Source organism: Micromonospora sp. AMSO12t (genome assembly GCF_008806585.1).
Taxonomy (GTDB): Bacteria; Actinomycetota; Actinomycetes; order Mycobacteriales; family Micromonosporaceae; genus Micromonospora; species Micromonospora reichwaldensis.
This window is the reverse complement of record NZ_WAAS01000362.1, coordinates 1-5,379: the sequence shown is the minus strand read 5'-3', so window position 1 is coordinate 5,379 and position 5,379 is coordinate 1. Positions and strand designations below refer to the sequence as shown.

General features: G+C 77.1%; 5 protein-coding genes. All 5 read left to right on the top strand.

All coding sequences use genetic code 11. From position 1 onward, the window contains the following. Positions 1 to 544 (top strand): phosphopantetheine-binding protein (locus tag F6X68_RS30325; RefSeq protein WP_151457457.1); only part of this gene is annotated, 544 nt, incomplete at its 5' end. Continuing rightward, positions 537 to 1,289: a thioesterase II family protein gene (locus tag F6X68_RS30320; protein ID WP_151457456.1), complete on the top strand. Its 753-nt coding sequence runs from the start codon at positions 537 to 539 to the stop codon at positions 1,287 to 1,289. The genes F6X68_RS30325 and F6X68_RS30320, both read left to right, overlap by 8 nt. Further along, complete coding sequence (locus tag F6X68_RS30315; RefSeq protein WP_132238353.1) at positions 1,286 to 1,990, top strand: thioesterase II family protein; 705 nt, start codon at positions 1,286 to 1,288, stop codon at positions 1,988 to 1,990. The genes F6X68_RS30320 and F6X68_RS30315 overlap by 4 nt, the downstream gene beginning before the upstream one ends. Next, positions 1,983 to 2,825, top strand: coding sequence for an SDR family oxidoreductase (locus tag F6X68_RS30310; protein ID WP_192581605.1), 843 nt, complete (start codon positions 1,983 to 1,985; stop codon positions 2,823 to 2,825). The genes F6X68_RS30315 and F6X68_RS30310 overlap by 8 nt, the downstream gene beginning before the upstream one ends. Then, a partial coding sequence (locus F6X68_RS30305) for an amino acid adenylation domain-containing protein (protein ID WP_225852522.1) occupies positions 2,822 to 5,379 on the top strand: 2,558 nt, incomplete at its 3' end. The genes F6X68_RS30310 and F6X68_RS30305, both read left to right, overlap by 4 nt.

Genomic DNA, 5,379 nt, shown 5'->3' with positions numbered 1-5,379 from the left:
CGACCACTTCTTCAACTGGACCCACTTCCACGGCGGCGCCGACGAGGGCGAGGGCGGCGGGGGCCGTGGCAGCCGCATCGTCGACAGCCGGGGCATCACTGTCGACGTGGCGTTCAGCCTCGCCGTCGACGTGGAGGTGGACCCGGCCACCGGCCAGCTCGCCCTGACCCTCCAGTACGACGCCCGGCACGTCGACGAGGCGCGGGCCGACCGGCTGGCCGAGGCGTACCGCCGGCTGCTGGCGACCGACCCGACGGTGCCGCTGCCCACCGTCGGACCGGCGGGTCCCGTCGTCCCCGCCCCGCGCGACGGGGACGCCCGGGACCGCTGGGCGGCCCGGGTGGCGTCGGTCTGGCAGGAGGTCGTCGGCGTGGCGCCGCGCGGCGAGCGGGCGGAGTTCCTCGCCGCGGGCGGCGACTCGCTGCGCGCACTGCGCCTGGTCACCGCGCTGCGGCAGCGCCACGGCAGCAGCATCACCCTGCCGGAGTTCGTCGCGCTGGGCAGCTACGGCGCCGTCGTCGAGCGGGTGAGCCGCGATGGCTGAGAACCCGTGGCTGGTGGTCCGGGCGCCCGTCGCCCGGCCCGCCCTGCGCCTGTTCTGCCTGCCCTACGCGGGCGGCAACGCCGGGGCCTTCGAGACCTGGCGGGCGGGGCTGCCGCGCGCCGTCGAGGTGAACGCGGTGCAGTACCCGGGCCGCCGCGAGCGGGTCGCCGATCCCGCGCCACGGCGGATGACGCCGCTGGTACAGGCCCTCGAGGCGGCCCTGGCCCCGCACCTGGACCGGCCGTACGCGGTCTACGGCGACTGCCTCGGCGCGTACGTCGCGTTCGAGCTGGTCCGCCGGCTGGAGCGACGCGGGCACCGGCCGGCCGATCTGCTGGTGGTCTCCTCGGCCGTCGCCCCGCACCGCGCCGAGGTCGAACCGGACCACTCCGGCGCCGACGACGCCACGTTCCTCGCCGAACTGGTCGCGCTGGGCACGATGCCGGCGGCCGTCGCCGCGCACCCGGAGCTGGCCGCCGCCGCGCTGCCGGCGGCCCGCGCCGACTTCGAACTCGGCCGCAGCTACCGCTACCGCGACGCCGGCCCGATCGGCGTGCCGGTCACCGCGATCCGCGGCGACGCCGACCCGCACGTCGACGACGTCGGGACGGCGGCGTGGGCCGACCTCACCACCGCCGGCTGCACCACCGTCACCGTCCCGGGCGGGCACGACCTGCTCGCCCGGGCCGACCCCGGACTGCTCGGCGCCGTCCGGTCCGCCCTCCTCGGCAAGGAGCCGTCTTGACCGTCACGTCACTGCTCTGCTTCCCGTACGCCGGCGCGGGCGCCTCGGTGTACCAACCGTGGCAGCGGGTCGCACCGCCCGACCTGGAGATCCTCCCGGTGCAGTTGCCGGGCCGGGAGAAGCGCTTCGTCGAGGAGCCGTACCGCCGGATGGACCAGGCCGTCGACGGGCTCCTCGACGAGGTGCTCGAACTGGTCGCCGGCCGCGACCGGGTGGCGCTGTTCGGCCACAGCATGGGCGCGGTGCTCGCGTACGAGATGGCCGGCCGGCTGGCCCAGGCGGCCGGGGTACGGCTGGCGCACCTGTTCGTCAGCGGCTCGCCCGACCCGTGGTCGGGCCGCGACCACACGGCCGCCGACCTGCCCGACGACGAGTTCGTGGCGCGGGTGGAGGAGTTCGCCGGCTACACGCATCCGGCGCTGGCCGACCCCGACATGCGGGAGCTGCTGCTGCCGACCCTGCGCGCCGACGTGGAGCTGCACGAGGGCTACCGGCCGGGCGGCGACAAGCGGCTCGACGTGCCGGTGACCGCGCTGCGCGGCGCCGACGACACCCTGGTGGCCGCCTCCGCGCTGGCCGGCTGGGACCGGGTCACCTCCGCCGGGTTCGCCTCCCTCACCGTCGCCGGTGGACACATGTACCTCGCCGACGATCCGGCCGAGCTGCTGGCGCTGGTGCGACGGAGGCTGGCCGGTGCCTGAGCCGACGCCGGGCCGGCTGGCCGGCCGGACCGCGATCATCACGGGCGCCGCGCGGGGACTCGGCCGGGCCTGCGCGACCGCCTTCGCGGCGCAGGGCGCCGACCTGGTCCTGGTGGACGTGGCCCACGACCTGTCCGACGTGCCGTACCCGCTCGGCTCGGCCAGCCAGCTCACGCACACCGCCAAGCTCTGCGCGGAGCTGGGGGTGGCCGCGTACCCGGTCGAGGCCGACGTGCGGGACCTCGACGCGGTCCGGGCCGCCGTCGCGCTCTGCCTGGACCGGTTCGGCCGGATCGACGTCCTGGTGAACAACGCCGGCATCGCGGCGCCCTCCGGCAAGCCGGTGCACGAGATCAGCGAGGCCGAGTGGCAGCTCATGCTCGACGTCGACCTCTCCGGCCCGTGGCGGATGGTCAGCGCGGTCGGCGCGGTGATGTGCCGGCAGCGCGCCGGGAGCATCGTCAACGTGGCGTCGACCGCCGGCCTGGTCGGCTACCGGCACTTCGCCGGGTACGTCGCCGCCAAGCACGGCCTGGTCGGCCTGACCCGGGCCGCGGCGCTGGACTACGCGCCGCTGAAGGTGCGGGTCAACGCCCTGTGCCCCGGCTCGGTGCGCGACGACCCGTACGTCGAGGGTCGGATGCTGGCCGAGATCGCCCGGTCGCTGGAGGTGCCGGTCGCCGAGCACGAGGAGACGTTCGTCCAGGCCCAGCCGATGAATGCGCTGATCGAGCCCGACTCGGTGGCCCAGGCCGCACTGTGGCTGGCCTCCGACGAGTCGTCGCAGGTCACCGGCTCGGTCATCACCGTCGACGGAGGATTCACCACCCGATGAGCAGCCGTCCACAGCCCACCCGACAGCACTCCGACCCGGGCCGCTCCTGCCACGCGGCGGCGGTGGCCGTCGCCGGCGACCCCGACGAGGTCGCCGCCCGGTTCGCCGCCGCGCTGGCGCGTCGGGGCCTCGACGCCGCTCGGCTCTGGGTGGACCGGATGCCCGCGTCGGCGGCCGCCGCGCGCCGCGCCGTGGAACTGGCGCGGCCGCTGCCCGCCGACGGTCCGCCGGTGCGGGCGGTGCTGCTGCGCCACGACGCCGGCGCCGACCTGGTGCTCGTCGCCCGGCGTGGCCCGCTCACCGGCCGCGCGCTGGGCGAGCTGGCCGTCGAGGCGGCCGGTATCGCGTCGCCGGCCGGGGCGGAGCCGACCGCCGGCCCGGAGCCCGGGGACCACCCCGAGGGTGTCGCGCCGGACCCGGCCGGGCAGTCTCAGTCGGCCGGGCAGGCGGAGTCGCCGGGGACCGCCGCCGGGGAGACGGCCGGGACCGGGGCCGCGGACGACGGGGAACACGAGGGGGACACCGCCTGGCGGGGCGGGAACCCGCGCGCCGACCGGACCGCGTCGTACGCCTTCGCCGTGCCCGCCGGGACCGACCTGCTGGCGCTGACCGGCGCGGTCGGCGCGGTGCTGGCCCGCTTCGGCGGCGTGCGCCGGGTGCGGGTCGGCACGCTGCGCGACGAGGGGCCGGCGGTCGTGCCCGTGGCGGTGGACGGCACTTTGCGCGCCCTCGCGGCCCGGCCCGCCGAGCCGGCCCCGTGGCTCGTTGCCGGGCGGACGCCCGACGCCGGGCCGCCGGAGGCCGCGGTCGGCGTGCTGACCGCCGACAGTCCGGCCGACACCTACCTGCCCAGCCTGACGCCGCCGTGGCCGCTCACCCTGACCCTGCGCGGCAGCACCGTCACCTGCGACTTCCGCACCGGCGTGTGGTCCGCCGACGTGGTCGCCACGGTGGCGGGCTACGTCACCCGCGTCCTCGGCCAGCTCCTCGCCGACGGCGACCGGGCGCTGGCCGACTGCGACCTGTTCGACGACGCCGAGCGGGACCGGGTCGCGGCCCTCGGCGGGGCGGCCGTCGACCTGCCCGAGCCGACCGGCGGCATCCACGAGCGGGTGGCCGGGTGGGCGCGGGCCACCCCGGACGCCCCGGCGGTGTCCTACGGCGACGACCGGCTCACGTACGCCCAGCTCGACGCCCGCGCCGGGCGGATCGCGGCGGCGCTGCGGGCGCGGGGCTGCGGGCCGGGCACCCGGGTCGGCGTCTGCCTGGAACGCTCGGTGGACCTGGTGGCGGCGCTGCTCGGCGTGCTCAGGGCCGGCGCCGCCTACGTGCCGATCGACCCCACCTACCCGGCCGAGCGCATCCGCTACACCGTCGAGGACTCCCGCGTGACCCTGCTCGTCGGCGCCGACGGCGTGGAGGTCGACGAGCTGCTCGCCGACGACCCCGACGACCCGGCGGGCACCGGGGCGGCGACGGCCGGCCCGGACGACCCCGCGTACGTCATCTACACCTCCGGCTCCACGGGCCGGCCGAAGGGGGTCCAGGTCCCGCACCGCAACGTGCTGGCCCTGGTCGCCGCGACCCGGGACGAGTTCGGGCTCGGCCCGGCGGACACCTGGACGATGTTCCACTCCAGCGCGTTCGACTTCTCGGTCTGGGAGATCTGGGGCTGCCTGCTCACCGGCGGGCACCTGGTCGTCGTTCCGCACCTGGTGGTACGCGACCCGGCCGAGTTCCACGCCCTGCTGCGCGTGGAGCGGGTCACCGTGCTCAACCAGACCCCGTCGGCGTTCGCGCAGCTCGTCGACGCCGACCGGCGGGCCGCGCACCGGCTGGGGCTGCGCCTGGTGGTGTTCGGCGGCGAGCCGCTGGACGCCGGCATGCTGACCGGCTGGTTCGACCGGTACCCGGAGCGCGACTGCCGGATGGTCAACATGTTCGGCATCACCGAGACCACCGTGCACGTCACCGCGCAGACCATCGACCGGGGCCTGGCCCTGGCCGGCACCCGCTCCGTGGGGCGCCCGCTGCCCGGCTGGTACGTGCACGTGCTCGACCCGGCGGGGCGGCTGCTGCCGCCGGGCGCCGCCGGGGAGATCCACGTCGGCGGCGCCGGGGTGGCCGACGGCTACCTGCACCGCGACGAGCTGACCGCCCAGCGCTTCCTGCCCGACCCCTGGCGGGGCGGGCGGATGTACCGCAGCGGCGACCGGGGCCGGCTGCTCCCGGACGGGCGGCTGGAGCACCTGGGCCGGCTCGACGACCAGGTCAAGATCCGTGGCTACCGGATCGAGCTGGACGAGATCCGCCAGGTGCTGCTCGACGACCCGGACGTGCTGGCCGTGGCGGTCACGGTGGACACCGCCGACGCCCGGCTGCACGCGTACGTGGTCCTCGCCGACGGGGCCGACCCGCCCGCCGAGCTGCGCCGCCGGGTGGCCCGGATCCTGCCCGAGTACATGGTGCCGGCCACGGTGACGCCGCTGCCGGCGCTGCCGCTCACCGCCAACGGCAAGCTCGACGCCGCCCGGCTGCCCGCGCCGGCCGCCCG

Bases quoted from the DNA above. Each gene is read 5' to 3' on its own strand.
- F6X68_RS30320 (WP_151457456.1), top strand. From the start codon at position 537: ATGGCTGAGAACCCGTGGCTGGTGGTCCGGGCGCCCGTCGCCCGGCCC.